Raw genomic sequence first — 15,375 nt, 5'->3', positions numbered from 1 at the left:
CCGCCGGCCGTGCGGACCGGCCCCCGCTCCGGATCACGGACCGGGGCGCCGAGCCGGCCGCGCGGCCGGCCCGGCACGGCCGGCGGCCTACAGGTACTTCTTCAGCTCCCGGCGCGCCAGCGACCGCTGGTGCACCTCGTCCGGGCCGTCGGCGATCATCAGCGTGCGGGCCCCGGCGTACAGCTCGGCCAGCGGGAAGTCCTGGCTGACCCCGCCCGCGCCGTAGAGCTGGATCGCCCGGTCGAGGACGCCGACGACCGTGCGCGGGGTGGCGATCTTGATGGCCTGGATCTCCGTGTGGGCGCCCCGGTTGCCGACGGTGTCCATCATCCAGGCCGTCTTCAGCACCAGCAGCCGAAGCTGCTCGACCGCCACGCGCGCGTCGGCGATCCAGTTCTGCACCACGCCCTGCCGTGCCAGCGACTTGCCGAAGGCGTCCCGCGACACCGCGCGGCGGCACATCAGCTCGATGGCCCGCTCGGCCATGCCGATCAGCCGCATGCAGTGGTGGATCCGGCCGGGACCGAGCCGGGCCTGCGCGATGGCGAAGCCGCCGCCCTCCTCACCGATCAGGTTCGACACCGGCACGCGCGCGTGGTCGAAGACCACCTCGGCGTGCCCGCCGTGGTAGTGGTCCTCGTAACCGAACACCTGCATGGCGCGCTTGACCGTGACACCCGGCGTGTCGCGCGGGACGAGCACCATGGACTGCTGCCGGCGGATGTCCGCCCCGTCCGGGTCGGTCTTCCCCATCACGATGAAGATGTTGCAGTCCGGGTGCATCGCCCCGGAGATGTACCACTTGCGCCCCGTGACGACGTACTCGTCGCCGTCCCGCTCGATGTGCGTGGTGATGTTGGTGGCGTCCGAGGAGGCCACCTCCGGCTCGGTCATCGCGAACGCCGAGCGGATCTCACCGGCCAGCAGCGGCTGGAGCCACTGCTTCTTCTGCGCCTCGTCGCCGAACTGCGCCAGCACCTCCATGTTCCCGGTGTCGGGCGCCGCGCAGTTGGTGACGGTCGGCGCGATCTGCGGGGAGCGGCCCATGATCTCGGCGAGCGGCGCGTACTGGAGATTGGTGAGCCCGGCACCGTGCTCGGAGTCGGGCAGGAACAGGTTCCACAGCCCCTGCCGGCGGGCCTCGGCCTTCAGCTCCTCCACCACGGGGACGTTCTCCCACGGCGAGTCCAGCCCGGCCCGCTGCTCGTGGGCGACCGCCTCGGCCGGGTAGACGTACTCGTCCATGAAGGCGAGCAGCCTGGCGCGCAGCTCCTCGGTGCGCGCGTCGAACGCGAAGTCCATGGTTCGTCAGCCTTCCTGCAGAGTGGTCAGTCCGTGCCGGATGAAGACCGGGACCAGGTCACCGATGCGGTCGAAGCCGCGCCCGACCGTCCGGCCCAGGGTGTAGCGGTAGTGGATGCCCTCCAGGATCACGGCGAGCTTGAACCAGGCGAACGCCGTGTACCAGGACACCGCGGAGACGTCGCGCCCCGACCGCGCGGCGTACCGCTCGATCAGCTCGGCCGGCGTGGGGTGCCCGGGCGCCTCGGCGGTCGTGGAGACGGGGGAGTCCGGCGTGCCCAGCGGCATGCTGTACATCACCAGCAGCCCCAGGTCCGTCAGCGGATCGCCGAGCGTGGACATCTCCCAGTCGAGGACGGCCTTGATCGCGTCGTCCTCCCCGATCAGCACGTTGTCGAGGCGGTAGTCGCCGTGCACCACGGCCGGCGCGGGGGAGACGGGCAGCTCGCGGCCGAGCGCCGCGTGCAGCTCGTCGATCCCGGCCAGCTCCCGGTTGCGGGAGGCGTCGAGCTGCTTGCCCCAGCGCCGCAGCTGCCGGTCCAGGAACCCCTCGGGCCGGCCGAAGTCCGCCAGGCCCACCTCGCCGGGATCGACGGCGTGCAGCTCGACCAGCGTGTCGACCAGGTTCAGCACGACGCCCCGGGTGCGCTCGGTGCCCAGCGGGGCGAGTTGGCCGGCCGTCCGGTACGGGGTGCCCTCGACGAAGTCCATGACGTAGAACGGCGCCCCGAGCACCTCCTCGTCCTCGCACAGCAGCACGGTGCGCGGCACCGGCACGGCGGTCGGGTGCAGCGCGCTGATCACCCGGTGCTCGCGCTTCATGTCGTGCGCGGTGGCCAGCACATGGCCGAGCGGGGGGCGCCGTACGACCCACTTCGAGGTGCCGTCGGAGACCGCGTAGGTGAGGTTCGACCTGCCGCCCTCGATCAGCCGGCCGGTGAGCGGGCCGTTCACCAGGCCGGTCCGCTCCCGTTCGAGCAGGCCGCGCAGCCGGTCGAGATCGAGTCCGGGCGGGTGGTCGGGGCTCATCGTCGCTCCTACGGGCAGGAAACAGTACCCGCCTTATGATGCCGACCGGTCGGTATGTCGTCCAGAGCGGCGACCGAACGTGATCGGGGCCACGATAGGCGCTCGTCGCGCCCGGGTCCCGTCCGGCCGCCACGCGAATGGCGTATATCGGGCCATTCGGCTTGCACGGCGCGCGCGGACACCGGAGGGTCGGACCCATGAAGGCGATCAGCTACTCACGGTACGGCGGCCCCGAAGTGCTCGGACTCGGGGAGGTCGACGACCCCAGGGTCGGCCCCGACTCGGTACTGGTGCGGGTGCGGGCGGCGGCCGTCAACCCGGTCGACTGGAAGTGCCGCGAGGGCTATCTCGACCCGATCCTCCAGCCGGTGTTCCCGGTGATCCCCGGCTGGGACGTCTCGGGTGTGGTCGTCCGGCCCGGTCCCGCCGTACCGGAGTTCGCCGTCGGCGACGAGGTCATCGGCTACGTGCGCGAGGACGTCCTCTCGCGCGGCACCTTCGCCGAGTACGTGGCCGCCCCGGCGCGCACCCTCGCGCGCAAGCCGCGCGCCCTGTCCTTCGAGGAGGCGGCCGGCCTCCCGCTCGCGGGGCTCACCGCGTACCAGGTGCTGCACCGCGTCCTCGAGGTCAAGCGGGGCGAGACCGTCCTGGTGCACGCCGCGGCCGGCGGCGTCGGGTCCGTCGCCGTCCAGCTCGCCGCCCACCTCGGCGCCCGGGTCATCGGTACGGCGAGCGAGCGCAACCACGACTTCGTGCGCGGACTGGGCGGGGAGCCGGTGAGCCACGGCGAGGGCCTGGCCGAACGGGTACGGGGACTGGCGCCCGAGGGCGTGGACGCGGTGTTCGACTCGGTGGGCGGCGACGCCCTCAAGGCCTCCGCGAACCTGCTGGCCCCCGAGGGCCGCCTGGCCTCGATCACCGACCCCGAGGTGGTGGGCTACGGCGGCCGCTACTGGTTCGTCCGCCCCGACCCCCAGGACCTCCAGCACCTCTCCGACCTGGCGGACCAGGGCACGGTCACCATCCACGTCTCGGAAACCTTCCCCCTGGACCGCGCGGCGGACGCCCACCGCCTGAGCCAGGAGGGCCGCACCAGGGGCAAGATCGTGGTGACGGTGAGCGAGTAGCACCGCCCGGCATTGAACAACCCGTCCGGGGACACCCCCTCTGGGGGAGTTCGAGGACAGGGCCCGTTCAGGGCCGAAGGGGGGTCCGGGTGCGCAGCCCCCGGGGACGACGGGGTCCCCGCTCATGGGGGTCCCCCCCGCTCGAGAGAAGCCGGGAGTGGGGAGAAGCCGAGAGCGGGGGAGAAGCCGAGAGCAGGGGAGGGATAGGGCGGCGGGGGCGAGAACCCACTGAGCCCCCACCTCACCCCGAACCGGCAAGCACCGCCCCGCACCCGGCCATGACCACCGTGCAGATCACCGCAACCGCCGCATACGGCGGCACCAGCGCCCCCGGCGCACTCACGGCCGCCAGCCCCCGGATCCGCCGATGGGCGATCCACAGAAACCCCGCCCAACACCCACCACACAACACACACGCGACAACCCCGACCACCGACCCCCCACCCGCCAGAGCCGTCTTCACGGCCAGCACCGCCGCGACCGTCGCCGACAACGTCGTACGCCGCCACGCCAACCGCGTCCGCTCGGGCTGCAGCCCCGGATCCCGCTCCGCGCCCCGACCCGCCGCCACCCCGCTCACCCGTCCCACCCGAAGAGCACGACGGCGACCATCGCCCCGGCCACCACCGCCACCACGAGACTCAGCAGCGCCGGGAACCGCGACACCGGCAGATCCTCCCCCCGCCGCATCGCCCGCTCGCACCGCACCCAGTGATTGACCGCCCGCAACGCGCACAGCGCCCCCGCGGCCAGCAGCGCCAGCGCCAGCCCGACCCGCCATCCCCACCGCAGGTCCGGCAGGAACTGGTCCACGGCGAACCCGCCCCCGACCAACGCGAGCGCGGTGCGCAACCAGGCCAGGAACGTCCGCTCGTTCGCCAGCGAGAACCGGTAGTCGGGCGTGTCGCCCTCCCGCCGCACCTCGCCGGGCGCGAACCACAACCGAACGTTCCGCACGAAGTCGATCACGCCGCGACCCTACCGGGGCCGCCCCCGCACCGGTCCGACGGCCGGGACGAGCACGTACTCAGCCCTCCACCCGCCCCGACCGCTCCGCCCGGTACGCCTTGAGCCGCTGATACGCCGCCAGCCCGTCCGGAGTCCACTCCCACTCCCCGAGCCGCCGCTCCAGCTCCGCCTCCGACAGGAAGTCCCCCCAGGCCACCTCCTCCGCCTGCGGCCGTACGGGCCGCTCGCAGCGCACCTCGTACACCGCCGACCACCAGCTTCGGCCCGCCCCGTCGTCGTACAGGAACGTGAGGACGTGCTCGGGGCGCGGCAGCCCGCTCACGCCCAGCTCCTCCTCGGCCTCCCGCAGCGCCGCCTCGTCGTAGCTCTCGCCCGCGCCGACGACCCCGCCGACGAACATGTCGTACAGGGAGGGGAAGACCTGCTTGGTCGCGGTGCGGCGGTGGACGAAGATCCGCCCCTCGGCGTCCCGGGCGAGGACGAAGGCGCAGCGGTGGCGCAGACCCCGCGCGTAGGCCTCCCCGCGCGGGGACCGTCCGACCACCCGGTCGTTCTCGTCGACGATGTCGATGATCTCCTCAGCACTCATACGGCCATCCAAGCAGCGGTCGGTCCGTGCCCGACCGCGTACCCCGTCCGCGCGGCCTTTCGACCCCGGGCGTCACAAGTGGCCCGTTCGTGACCGCAGTTGACGCGAGTAACACCCGGTACGCCCTTGACGTGATCCGTTCGCTGACGGTTTGCTGTCCGTGATCAGCTCATGGCAATCGGCAGCCGACCACTGCCACACCGACCACCCGCCGTGAGCCGGCGACCACAAGAAGAGCGCGTGAGGAAGTTCCGCGGTGTCCCCACCCCCGCCTCCCCTCGGCCGTGCCCGCAGACGGGCGGCACAGGCGTTCGACGAGGCCCTCGACGACGCCGAACTCGTCGCCGCGCGGACCGCGCTGGCACAGGGCCGCTGGCAGAACACCCGCTCGTTGCTGGTCCGTACGGGGGAGGACTGGGACCGCCGGGGGCACCGCGTCACGGTGCTCGCCCGGGAGTCGTCCAGCGCCGCCTGGGCCCGCGAGTGGCTGCTCGCCGAACCCGACTCCGGTGACGCGTCCGTGCTGCTCGCCCTGGCCCAGGTGCGGCGCGCGCTGCACGGCAAGGAGAAACCGGCCCGCGCCCGCGAGGTCTGCCACCGGGCGGCGGAGCTGGTGCCCGCCGACCCCACCCCCTGGCTCGGACTGCTCCTGCTGGAGTGCGCCCAGGGGGCCGAGGGGGACGTGGTCCGGCTCTTCGAGCAGGTCCGCACCCGGTACGCGGACCACCACCACGCCCACCACCTGGTGGTCGCCTGGCTCGCCGAACGCCGCGTGGAGGCGGGCCCGGACCCGCTGCACGAGGTGTACGACTTCGCCAACTGGGCCGCCGAACAGGCGCCCGCCGACTCCCCGCTGGCGATCCTGCCGGTCATCGCGCACGCCGAGCGCTACCGCACCCTGGCCGCCGCCGGACACGAACCCGCCGACCCGGTCGCCTCCGGCCACTGGGTCGGCCGCCGTGCCCGGCAGGTGATGAAGGCCGCCTTCGACTGGTGGCTGGAGTGGGAGCACGAAGGCCACCCGCGCCGCCTGGTCGACCTCAACTTCCTCGCCCACGCCAAGGTCTGCGAGGGCCGGGGCGCCGAGGCCGCCGCCCTCTTCCACCGCATCGGCGACCACGCCACGCCCGCCCCCTGGTCGTACCCCGACCGTGACGCCCTGACCGCCTTCCGCACCGCCCGCGCCGCAGCCCTGGGCACGGCCTGACCCCAGCCCCACCCCTCCCGCCGCAACCACCACCGACCAAGGACGGTCTCGAGATGACGACGGACAGTTCGAGCACTTCGAGCAGGAGCAGAACGACAGCCGACGGCATCAGCACCTTCAAGGGGCAGGAGCGCGCCCTGCGTGCCGACCGCCTCGGCACGGGGGGCCTGCTGCTCTCCGTCCTCGCCGCGACCGCCCCCCTCATGGTGGTCGCCGGTGTCATGCCCACCACATTCGCGGTGATGGGCATCGTCGGCCAGCCGCTGCTCTTCGTGATCCTCGGCGTCGTACTGGTCCTCTTCAGCCTCGGCTACGCCGAGATGAGCCGGCACGTCCACAACGCCGGCGCCTTCTACGCCTACATCTCCCGCGGCCTCGGCGGCACCGCCGGAGCGGGCGCCGCCCTGGTCGCGCTCGTCGCCTACAACTCCCTCCAGGTCGGCATCTACGGCATCTTCGGCTTCGAGGTCTCCGGCCTCTTCGCCACCTACGCCGACCTCGAGGTCGCCTGGTGGATACCGGCGCTCGTGGCCGTCCTCGCCGTCGGCGCGCTGGGCTGGCTGAAGATCGACGTCAACGCGCGCGTGCTCGGCGTGCTGCTGGTCATCGAGGTGCTGCTGGTCGTCGTCTTCGACATCGCCGCCGTCGCCGACCCCGGCAAGGAGGGCCTGTCGCTGCACGCCTTCAACCCGGACACGCTCACCGGCGCCGGCGTCGGCACCGCCCTGTGCTTCTGCATCGCCGCCTTCCTCGGCTTCGAACAGGCCCCCGTCTACGCCGAGGAGACCAGCAAGCCGCACGAGGTCGTGCCGCGCGTGATGTTCCTCGCCGTCGCCGGAGTCGCCGTCTTCTTCGCCCTCAGCAGCTGGGCGCTCACCGTCGCCACCGGCCCCTCCGGGATCGTCGGCGCCTCCCAGGAGCAGAGCGCGGGACTGCTGTTCTTCCTCACCGAGGACCGGCTGGGCGGAACCTTCACCGACGTCCTGCACGTCCTCTTCGTGACCGGCATGTTCGCGGCCATGCTCAGCTTCCACAACGTCGTCGCCCGGTACGCCTTCGCCATGGGCCGCGAGGGCCTGCTGCCCTCCGCCTTCGGCCGCACCACCGGCACCAGCGGCGCCCCCGGCACCGGCTCCCTGCTCCAGACCGTCATCGCCGCCGTGCTCGTCCTCGCCTTCGCGCTCACCGACGACAAGCCGACCGGCGACCCGACCGCTCCGGTCCTGCACCTGTTCACCTGGGGCGGCAACATCGGCGCGCTCGGCGTGATCGTGCTGATGGCGATCGCCTCCCTGTCCGTCGTCGTCTTCTTCGTCCGGCGCGGCGCCGCGGGCGCGCAGAGCTGGCGGCTGGTCACCTCCGCGCTGGCGGGCATCGCCCTGGTCGTCATCGCGGGGTACACGGTCAAGGACTTCGACGTACTGGTCGGCGCGGGCCCCGACTCCTCGCTGAGCTGGCTCCTGCCCGGCATCATCGGGCTCGCCCTGGTCGTCGGCCTGGCCCAGGGCGCGGTCCTGCGCGTCCGCGCCCCCGAGAAGCACGCCCGCATCGGGCTCGGCAACGAGGCGTTCCAGCTCGAGAAAGAGGCGGAGCGCACCTCGTAGGAGAGCCGCTTACGAAAGTCTGACGGGCGCCCGCGATCCCTGGTCCGACGGGGACGCGGGTGCTCGAATGGAGAAGTGAACTCCGAACAGCCGCCGCGTCCCCCCGACGAGGAGGACGCGCGAGGCAAACCCGTCGGCCGCCGTGTCTTCCTCGGCACCCTCGGCCTGGGCGCCCTCGGCGTGGCCACCGCGCCCACCCTCCAGCGCGGCCTGGAATCCTTCCTCGCCAAGGCCTCCGACAAGGACCCCACCGGCCTGACCGGACTGCTCCCCAACGGCGGCGGCTTCCGCTACTACTCGGTCACCTCGTCCGTCCCGCGGAAGAGCGCCGGCACCTACCGCCTCACGGTCGACGGCCTCGTCGACCGCCCCGCCTCCTACACCCTGGCCGAGCTGAAGGCCCTGCCGCAGACCCGCACGGTCCGGGACGTCCAGTGCGTCACCGGCTGGCGGGTGCCGGACACGCCGTTCGAGGGGGTGCGCCTGTCCCGGCTCCTGGACGCCGCGGGAGTGCGCCCTTCGGCCGGGGCGGTGCGCTTCACCTGCTTCGACGGCGCGTACTCCGAGAGCCTCACCCTCGACCAGGCCCGCCGCGCGGACGTCCTGGTCGCGCTGCGCATGCGGGACGAGGACCTCGGCCACGCCCACGGCGGCCCGGTCCGCCTCTACGTGGCCCCGATGTACTTCTACAAGTCGGCCAAGTGGCTCTCCGGCATCACCGTCACCGAGGACGTCGAACCCGGCTACTGGGAGGAGCGCGGCTACGACGTCGACGCCTGGGTCGGCCGCTCGAACGGACGCGACGATGAACCCACGGACTGACACCCCGCCCACCGCCACCGCCGTACGGCGCTTCGGCCGGGCCGAACGCCGGGTGCACCGCGCCACGGCCGTACTGATGGGCGTCTGCGTGGCCACGGCCGCCTGCCTCTACGTCCCCCAGCTCGCCCAGCTCGTGGGCCGCCGCGCCCTCGTCGTCACCCTCCACCAGTGGTCCGGACTCGCCCTGCCCGTCCCCGTCCTCGCCGGTCTCGTCTCCCGCGCCTTCCGCGCCGACCTGGGCCGCCTCAACCGCTTCGGCCCGCACGACCGCACCTGGCTGCGGGCCGCCCTGCGCCGCGACAAGCGCCCCTCGTCCCGGCCGGCCGGCAAGTTCAACGCCGGCCAGAAGGTCTACGCGGCCTGGATCGCGGGCGCCACGCTGGTCATGCTCGGCACCGGACTGCTGATGTGGTTCACCCACCTCACCCCGCTGGTGTGGCGCACCGGCGCGACCTTCGTCCACGACTGGCTGGCGCTGACCATCGGGATCGTCCTCGCCGGGCACATCGGCATGGCCCTGGCGGACCCCGAGGCCCGCCGCGGCATGCGCACGGGCTCCGTCGGACGCGACTGGGCGGAGCGCGAACACCCGCTGTGGCGCCCCTGAAACGACACGGGCCCACCCGCCCCTCGACGAGGAACGGGTGGGCCGTACGCGCGTGGTCTCCGGCTAAATGATCAGCGAGAGCAGCAGCACCAGGGCACCGGCGACCACCGAGATGATCGTCTCCATGATCGACCAGGTCTTGATCGTCTGCCCGACGTTCAGCCCGAAGTACTCCTTCACCAGCCAGAACCCGGCGTCGTTGACATGGCTGAAGAACAGCGAACCGGCGCCGATCGCCAGCACCAGCAGGGCCGCGTGCGTGGTCGACATGTCTGCCGCCAGCGGCGCCACCAGACCGGCCGCCGAGACGGTCGCCACCGTCGCCGAACCGGTCGCCAGCCGGATCGCCACCGCGATCAGCCAGGCCAGCAGCAGCGCCGGGATCGACCAGTCCTCGGAGATCTCCAGGATCATCCGGCCCACGCCGGTGTCGATCAGCGTCTGCTTGAAGCCGCCGCCCGCGCCGACGATCAGCAGGATGCCCGCGATCGGGGCGAGCCCCTTCTCGACCAGGTTCGAGATCCGCTCCTTGCTGAACCCGGCGGGCATGCCGAGGGTGAAGATGCCGACCAGCACGGCCGCGAGCAGCGCGATCAGCGGGGAGCCGACCACGTCGAACACGCGCTGCACGTTGTGCTCGGGGTCGTCGATGACGATGTCGACCAGCGCCTTGGCCAGCATCAGCACGACCGGCAGCAGGATCGTGGCCAGCGTCGCGCCGAAGCTCGGACGCTTCTCCAGGTCCTCGGAGGGCCGCTGCGGGATCATCCGCTCCGGGGCCGGGACGTCCACCCAGCGGGCGGCGTACTTCGAGAACAGCGGACCGGCGATGACGACCGTCGGTATCGCGACGAGCACGCCCAGCGCCAGCGTCACGCCGAGGTTGGCGCCGACGGCGTCGATCGCGACCAGCGGGCCGGGGTGCGGCGGCACCAGACCGTGCATCACGGACAGACCGGCGAGCGCCGGGATGCCGATGCGCATCAGGGAGTAGTTGCCGCGCTTGGCGACCATCAGCACCACCGGGATCAGCAGCACCACACCGACCTCGAAGAACAGCGGCAGACCGATCACCGAGGCGATCAGCACCATCGCCCACGGCATGGAACGGCCGCTCGCCTTGGCGAGGATGGTGTCGACGATCTGGTCGGCACCGCCGGAGTCGGCGAGCATCTTGCCGAGGATCGCGCCGAGGGCGATCAGCACGCCCACACCGGCGACGGTGGAGCCGAGTCCGGCACTGAAGCTGGTGATGACCTTGTCGAGCGGCGCGCCGGCGAACGCGCCGAGCGCCAGCGTCCCGATGGTCAGGGACAGGAAGGCGTGCAGCTTGAACTTGGTGATGAGCAGGACGATGACGGCGATGCCCAGGAGCACGGCGATGCCCAACTGAGCGTGGCCGGCCGAGGTGATCGGCTCGGGTGCGTCCGCTGCCAGCATCTCAACGCTGAGTCTGGTCACGGTGGTTCCCTTGTTTCTACGGGGTTCGGGGAGGAAACCGGGGAGGTGGGGGCGCCCCGGGAACTGGGGGTCCGGTCAGGGACCTACGGGGTCGGCTCGGGGAGGGCGTCCAGGGCGGCGGCCGCCCGTCCGCTGATCTCCTCGGGGCTTCCCGCCACGTCCACGGCGACTCCGGCCTCGTCCGGCTCCAGCGGCTGGAGCGTGGCGAACTGGGAGTCGAGCAGTGCCGTGGGCATGAAGTGGCCCTGACGGTGCGACATCCGGTCCTCGACGAGCGCGCGGTCACCGCTGAGGTGCACGAAGACCACGCCGGGTGCGGCGGCCCGCAGCCGGTCGCGGTACGACCGCTTCAGCGCCGAGCAGCTGACCACCCCGCCGAGGCCGGCCCGGCCGTGCGCCCAGTCGCCGATGGCGTCCAGCCAGGGCCACCGGTCGTCGTCGGTGAGCGGGGTACCGGCCGACATCTTGGCGATGTTGGCCGGCGGGTGGAAATCGTCGCCCTCGGCGTACGGGACGCCGAAGCGGGCCGCGAGCAGGGGACCGATGGTGGTCTTCCCGGTGCCCGCGACGCCCATGACCACGACGACATGGGGGGTGTTCATCGCTGCCTCACTGTCTGATGTCTTCGTCGACACGTGATGTCGACGCAACTGAAGCCCATTAGGTACGACGAATTCAAGAGTCTGTGACATATAAGTCTGACTTTTTGTTCCCGTGATCCGCCCCGTACTCTGAGTACATGAGCACCACGGGCCGGGGGCTGCACGGCCGCGTACTGGACACCCTCGGCCCCGAGATCACCGCCGGCGAGTACCCGCCCGGCAGCGTCCTGCGCACCGACGAACTCGCACAGCGTTTCGACGTGTCGCGTTCCGTGATGCGTGAGGTCGTCCGCGTCCTGGAGTCCATGCACCTGGTCGAGTCCCGCCGCCGCGTGGGCGTGACGGTCCTGCCGACCCGCGAGTGGAACGTGTACGACCCCCAGGTCATCCGCTGGCGCCTGGCCGGCGCGGACCGCCCCCGCCAGCTCCGCTCCCTGACGGTGCTGCGCTCGGCGATCGAGCCCGTCGCGGCGGGCCTGGCCGCCCGCTACGCCACCCCGGAGCAGTGCGCCGAACTCACCGAATGCGCCCTCGGCATGGTCGCCAACTCCAGCGGCCACCGCCTGGAGGGCTACCTCTTCCACGACGTGGCGTTCCACCGCGTGATCCTGACCGCCTCCGGCAACGAGATGTTCGCCCGCCTCGGCGACGTCGTCGCCGAGGTGCTGTCCGGCCGCACCCACCACGACGTGATGTTCGAGGACCCCGACCCCGCCGCCGTCACCCTGCACGTCCAGCTCGCGGAGGCGGTCCGTGAACGCGACGCCGCCCGCGCGGAGAAGCTGACCCGCGAGATCACCGAGGGCGCCCTCCAGGAACTGGACATCCTGGCGCCCTGACGGCCGTACGGTGTCGTACCCCGGCGCTGGGTTCCCCGCATGAACCCCGAGAGACTCCGGAAACCGGACCGCGTCCGTGAGAAGGCGCTCGCACGCGGCGTACCGCCCGGCGAGGCGGAGAGGGGGCCGCCGCCGCCCGCCCGTGCGCGACCCTCGTCCCGCAGCCGGCACCTCCTCGGCACCTCGCGCCTCCAGCTCGACGGCTACTCCACCGACCCCTACGGCGAGACCGACCCCGTCACCTGCGCCGTGTGGAGGGAAGCCGACAGGACGGGGAGGCCTCCCCGCATCGAGGCCTGGGCCCTCCCCGCATCGAGGCCTGGGCCCTCCTCGCGCAGTGGTGCGGCGGCGCGCACGTCGGTGGTGACGTCTACTGGACGATCACCCGGCAGAACGCGGTGGAACGGCGTTTCGGCGAGGTGACGGTCATGGGGTTCTTCGAAGGACCGGGGTGAACCCCGCACCCGCACCGGACTACTCCAGGAACTCCCCGTCGACGTACACCCACGCCCCGTCGACCCGCTCGAACCGGCTGCGTTCGTGCAGTGAGCCCCCGCGGTAGGAGGCCCGGAAGGTCACCGTCCCGGTGGAGTGGAACGCGGACCCGCCGTCGGTGTCCAGGATCTCCAGCCCGGTCCACCGCATCCCGGGATCGAAGTCGATCCGCTCCGGCCGCGTCCCCGGATGCCAGCTCCGCAGCAGGTACGCCCCGTCCCGCCGCACGAACGCGCAGTACCGCGACCGCATCAGCCGCTCGGCGGTGGGGGCGGCGGCGGTCCCGCTGTGGAACCGGCCGCAGCACGCCTCGTACGGCTCGGGGAGCCCGCAGGGGCAGGAACGTGTGGTCATGGTCGGCCTCCGCGACAACGCCCGAGGGCCGCGACCTCGTGGTCGCGGCCCTCGCGCTTCATGTGTCCGAGGGGGGACTTGAACCCCCACGCCCGATAAAGGGCACTAGCACCTCAAGCTAGCGCGTCTGCCATTCCGCCACCCGGACAAGGTGTCTGTCGCGCGGGGTTTCCCCCGTGGCGACGACGTAAACATTACCAGGTGTTCAGGGGTGGCCGATCACCCCGCCCGGCCGCGCCGTCGCGTGAACGGCGGATGACGGACCGGGCCGGGTCTTGGGGCGCGCCCGCGGGGGAGAGAGGATGAGGGGACGACCCACCAGCGGGGACACCAGCAGCGGGAGGAAGCACGTGAGCGAGACGGACACGACCAGGAGCGTCACCGGTGAGGACGAGGTCGTGGACCTCTGCCGCGAGCTGATCCGGATCGACACCAGCAACTACGGCGACCACTCGGGCCCCGGCGAGCGCAAGGCGGCCGAGTACGTCGCCGAGAAGCTCGCCGAGGTGGGCCTGGAACCGCAGATCTTCGAGTCGCACCCGGGGCGCGCCTCCACGGTGGCCCGGATCGAGGGCGAGGACCCGTCCCGGCCCGCGCTGCTCATCCACGGCCACACCGACGTCGTACCGGCCAACGCCGACGACTGGACCCACCACCCCTTCTCCGGCGAGATCGCCGACGGATGCGTGTGGGGGCGCGGGGCCGTCGACATGAAGGACATGGACGCGATGACCCTCGCGGTCGTCCGCGACCGGATGCGCAGCGGACGCAAGCCCCCGCGCGACGTCGTCCTCGCCTTCCTCGCCGACGAGGAGGCCGGCGGCACGTACGGCGCCCGCCACCTGGTCGACAACCACCCGCACCTCTTCGAGGGCGTCACCGAGGCGATCAGCGAGGTGGGCGGCTTCTCGTTCACCGTCAGCGAGCAGCGCCGCCTGTACCTGATCCAGACGGCCGAGAAGGGCATGCACTGGATGAAGCTGACCGTGGCCGGCACCGCCGGGCACGGGTCGATGATCCACCGGGACAACGCCATCACCGAGCTGTCGGAGGCCGTCGCGCGCCTCGGCCGGCACAGGTTCCCCGTCCGCGTCACGAAGACGACCCGGGCCTTCCTCGACGAACTGGGCGACGCCCTCGGGACCGAGCTCGACCCGGAGAACATGGAGGGGACCCTCGCCAGGCTCGGCGGCATCGCCAAGCTCATCGGCGCGACGCTGAGCAACACCGCCAATCCCACCCAGCTGGGCGCGGGCTACAAGGTCAACGTCATCCCGGGCGAGGCGACCGCGCACGTGGACGGCCGCTTCCTGCCCGGACACGAGGAGGAGTTCCTCGCCGACCTCGACCGGATCCTCGGTCCGAAGGTGCGGCGCGAGGACGTCCACTCCGACAAGGCCGTCGAGACCACGTTCGACGGAGCCCTCGTGGACGCGATGCAGTCCGCGCTGGTGGCCGAGGACCCGGCCGCGAAGGCCGTCCCGTACATGCTCTCCGGCGGGACGGACGCCAAGTCCTTCGACGACCTCGGCATCCGGGGCTTCGGCTTCGCGCCCCTCAAGCTCCCCCCGGAGCTGGACTTCGCCGGCATGTTCCACGGGGTCGACGAGCGGGTCCCGGTGGACGGTCTCAAGTTCGGCGTGCGGGTGCTCGACCGCTTCCTCGACGCGAGCTGAGACGGTTACCCGATGACCTCAATAATCGCCCAGGCGTGCGGAGTTGACTGAAAAGAGTGAATGCGACGATAAGCTCGTAGCCTCATTACTCCGTCCTCGTTAGCCGTGATGTGATCCGCGACTTTGGATCGCTTTGCCAACAAGGAGGAATAATGCTCAAGAAGGTCGTCGCCGTCGCTGCCGCCACCGGTGGTCTGGTTCTCGCGGGCGCGGGCATGGCCGCCGCCGACTCCGGCGCCCAGGGTGCCGCCGTGCACTCCCCGGGTGTCCTTTCCGGCAACGTCGTGCAGGCCCCGATCCACATCCCGGTGAACGCCTGCGGCAACACGGTCTCCGTGATCGGGCTGCTGAACCCCGCCTTCGGCAACGTCTGCATCAACAAGTGACGTTGTGCCTCGCCCTCTAGGGAACGCCCGCTGAGGGCTTGAGCCCGTCGGCCCCGGAGCGCGCGCCATGCGCTCCGGGGCCGACCGGTCTCATCGAACGTCGGAACACCGGGAATCCGTCGGAACACCGATTCCCGGCACCAGGTCGAAGGCAGGGATTTCAGCAATGCGACAGGTCACCCGCAAGGGCTTGATGACGATGGCGGCCGCCACGGGCGTACTCGCCGCCGCGAGCGGGGCCGCCCACGCCGACTCCGGCGCGACGGGCCACGCCGCCGGCTCGCCCGGCGTGCTCTCCGGGAACAC

At 71.8% G+C, this 15,375-nt stretch carries 18 protein-coding genes and 1 tRNA gene; 10 read left to right on the top strand and 9 right to left on the bottom strand.

What is annotated here, in order from left to right; all coding sequences use genetic code 11:
* Positions 1 to 87: 87 nt before the first annotated feature.
* The gene (locus B7767_RS31690) at positions 88 to 1,302 is read right to left on the bottom strand and encodes an acyl-CoA dehydrogenase family protein (protein WP_085575133.1); all 1,215 of its coding nucleotides are present in this window, start codon (positions 1,300 to 1,302) and stop codon (positions 88 to 90) included.
* 6 nt (positions 1,303 to 1,308) lie between these two features.
* Positions 1,309 to 2,331 (bottom strand): phosphotransferase family protein, encoded by a 1,023-nt coding sequence (locus B7767_RS31685; RefSeq protein ID WP_085575132.1) that lies wholly within the window; start codon positions 2,329 to 2,331, stop codon positions 1,309 to 1,311.
* A gap of 197 nt (positions 2,332 to 2,528) precedes the next feature.
* Here B7767_RS31685 and B7767_RS31680 point away from each other — a divergent pair, with 197 nt between their 5' ends.
* Positions 2,529 to 3,458: an NADP-dependent oxidoreductase gene (locus B7767_RS31680; protein WP_085575131.1), complete on the top strand. Its 930-nt coding sequence runs from the start codon at positions 2,529 to 2,531 to the stop codon at positions 3,456 to 3,458.
* A gap of 241 nt (positions 3,459 to 3,699) precedes the next feature.
* Here B7767_RS31680 and B7767_RS31675 read toward each other — a convergent pair whose 3' ends face one another.
* Genes B7767_RS31675 through B7767_RS31665 form a run of 3 tightly spaced genes read right to left on the bottom strand, consistent with a single transcriptional unit; the run spans position 3,700 to position 5,016 of the window.
* A complete protein-coding gene (locus B7767_RS31675; protein ID WP_085575134.1) occupies positions 3,700 to 4,029 on the bottom strand; it encodes a DUF202 domain-containing protein in 330 nt (109 codons plus the stop codon).
* 5 nt (positions 4,030 to 4,034) lie between these two features.
* The gene (locus B7767_RS31670; protein ID WP_085575130.1) at positions 4,035 to 4,427 is read right to left on the bottom strand and encodes a YidH family protein; all 393 of its coding nucleotides are present in this window, start codon (positions 4,425 to 4,427) and stop codon (positions 4,035 to 4,037) included.
* Positions 4,428 to 4,485: 58 nt separating this feature from the next.
* Positions 4,486 to 5,016, bottom strand: a complete 531-nt coding sequence (locus B7767_RS31665) for an NUDIX hydrolase (RefSeq protein ID WP_085575129.1) — start codon at positions 5,014 to 5,016, stop codon at positions 4,486 to 4,488.
* A gap of 256 nt (positions 5,017 to 5,272) precedes the next feature.
* Here B7767_RS31665 and B7767_RS31660 point away from each other — a divergent pair, with 256 nt between their 5' ends.
* The 4 genes from B7767_RS31660 (at position 5,273) to B7767_RS31645 (ending at position 9,256) form a co-directional block, all read left to right on the top strand.
* On the top strand, positions 5,273 to 6,223 hold the full coding sequence (locus B7767_RS31660) for a hypothetical protein (protein WP_085575128.1): 951 nt from the start codon (positions 5,273 to 5,275) through the stop codon (positions 6,221 to 6,223).
* 53 nt (positions 6,224 to 6,276) lie between these two features.
* The gene (locus tag B7767_RS31655; protein WP_085575127.1) at positions 6,277 to 7,827 is read left to right on the top strand and encodes an APC family permease; all 1,551 of its coding nucleotides are present in this window, start codon (positions 6,277 to 6,279) and stop codon (positions 7,825 to 7,827) included.
* A 75-nt stretch (positions 7,828 to 7,902) separates the two neighbouring features.
* A complete protein-coding gene (locus B7767_RS31650) occupies positions 7,903 to 8,649 on the top strand; it encodes a molybdopterin-dependent oxidoreductase (RefSeq protein ID WP_085575126.1) in 747 nt (248 codons plus the stop codon).
* Positions 8,633 to 9,256, top strand: a complete 624-nt coding sequence (locus B7767_RS31645; RefSeq protein ID WP_085575125.1) for a cytochrome b/b6 domain-containing protein — start codon at positions 8,633 to 8,635, stop codon at positions 9,254 to 9,256. Before B7767_RS31650 ends, B7767_RS31645 begins: the two co-directional genes overlap by 17 nt.
* A 63-nt stretch (positions 9,257 to 9,319) precedes the next feature.
* Here B7767_RS31645 and B7767_RS31640 read toward each other — a convergent pair whose 3' ends face one another.
* Both B7767_RS31640 and B7767_RS31635 read right to left on the bottom strand, forming a co-directional pair.
* Positions 9,320 to 10,717 (bottom strand): gluconate:H+ symporter, encoded by a 1,398-nt coding sequence (locus tag B7767_RS31640; RefSeq protein WP_085575124.1) that lies wholly within the window; start codon positions 10,715 to 10,717, stop codon positions 9,320 to 9,322.
* Positions 10,718 to 10,800: 83 nt separating this feature from the next.
* On the bottom strand, positions 10,801 to 11,319 hold the full coding sequence (locus tag B7767_RS31635) for a gluconokinase (RefSeq protein ID WP_085575123.1): 519 nt from the start codon (positions 11,317 to 11,319) through the stop codon (positions 10,801 to 10,803).
* Positions 11,320 to 11,456: 137 nt separating this feature from the next.
* Between B7767_RS31635 and B7767_RS31630 the strand changes: the two genes are divergently transcribed.
* Both B7767_RS31630 and B7767_RS31625 read left to right on the top strand, forming a co-directional pair.
* Positions 11,457 to 12,158 (top strand): FadR/GntR family transcriptional regulator, encoded by a 702-nt coding sequence (locus tag B7767_RS31630; RefSeq protein WP_085575122.1) that lies wholly within the window; start codon positions 11,457 to 11,459, stop codon positions 12,156 to 12,158.
* 251 nt (positions 12,159 to 12,409) lie between these two features.
* A complete protein-coding gene (locus tag B7767_RS31625) occupies positions 12,410 to 12,613 on the top strand; it encodes a hypothetical protein (protein ID WP_085575121.1) in 204 nt (67 codons plus the stop codon).
* Positions 12,614 to 12,632: 19 nt separating this feature from the next.
* On the opposite strand, the gene B7767_RS31620 is transcribed toward B7767_RS31625, so the two are convergent.
* Both B7767_RS31620 and B7767_RS31615 read right to left on the bottom strand, forming a co-directional pair.
* Entirely contained in the window at positions 12,633 to 13,007 is a 375-nt protein-coding gene (locus tag B7767_RS31620; RefSeq protein WP_107486444.1) for a YchJ family protein, read from the bottom strand.
* Positions 13,008 to 13,070: 63 nt separating this feature from the next.
* Positions 13,071 to 13,155, bottom strand: a tRNA-Leu gene (locus B7767_RS31615).
* 202 nt (positions 13,156 to 13,357) lie between these two features.
* On the opposite strand from B7767_RS31615, the gene B7767_RS31610 reads away from it, so the two are divergent.
* From B7767_RS31610 to B7767_RS48535, 3 genes are all read left to right on the top strand, one after another.
* Positions 13,358 to 14,683, top strand: coding sequence for a M20/M25/M40 family metallo-hydrolase (locus B7767_RS31610; protein ID WP_085575119.1), 1,326 nt, complete (start codon positions 13,358 to 13,360; stop codon positions 14,681 to 14,683).
* Between the two features lie 152 nt (positions 14,684 to 14,835).
* Complete coding sequence (gene chpH, locus B7767_RS31605; RefSeq protein ID WP_085575118.1) at positions 14,836 to 15,069, top strand: chaplin ChpH; 234 nt, start codon at positions 14,836 to 14,838, stop codon at positions 15,067 to 15,069.
* A gap of 166 nt (positions 15,070 to 15,235) precedes the next feature.
* The coding region (locus B7767_RS48535; protein ID WP_256923638.1) for a chaplin family protein at positions 15,236 to 15,375 on the top strand (140 nt) is incomplete at its 3' end.

Source organism: Streptomyces sp. 13-12-16, from assembly GCF_002114215.1.
In the GTDB taxonomy this organism is placed as follows: Bacteria; Actinomycetota; Actinomycetes; order Streptomycetales; family Streptomycetaceae; genus Streptomyces.
The sequence above is the reverse complement of the archived record's forward strand: the minus strand, read 5'-3'. Positions and strand labels throughout refer to the sequence as shown.